This window comes from Treponema sp. R6D11 (assembly GCF_054786075.1).
Window position 1 is genome coordinate 1 of the sequence record NZ_BDHD01001063.1, and the last position, 398, is coordinate 398.

The following is a 398-nucleotide window of genomic DNA, read 5'->3' on the forward strand; positions in this document are numbered from 1 at the left end:
ATTATCAGCCAATTGCTCGAGCCTTGATTCCCTTTCTTCTTTTGTTAATATAGGATCAAGAATAATTTCTTCGATAGATCTTGCCAATTCTCCAAGTATTTCTGAGCAATCACCAATGCTGTTTTCAAATATCCCTATTCTTTTTAAACATCGCTCGTAAATTTCTTCATCAATCGTATCTTTTGTAATACAATTATAAATATGAGCAACGTCACTTTTTTGACCACGGCGGTCTATACGCCCAATACGTTGCTCAATTCGCATGGGATTCCATGGTAAATCATAATTGACAATAGTATCACAAAACTGATAATCTAACCCTTCTGAGCCAACTTCAGTAAATAGTAAAATATCAAAAGCCCTAGGATCGTTCTTGGGTAAAGCAAAACGTTCTCTAC

1 protein-coding gene is annotated in these 398 nt (G+C 35.4%); it reads right to left on the reverse strand.

What is annotated here, in order from left to right; all coding sequences use genetic code 11:
* Positions 1-398 (reverse strand): helicase-related protein (locus ACYVTD_RS17495; RefSeq protein ID WP_461248900.1); only part of this gene is annotated, 398 nt, incomplete at both ends.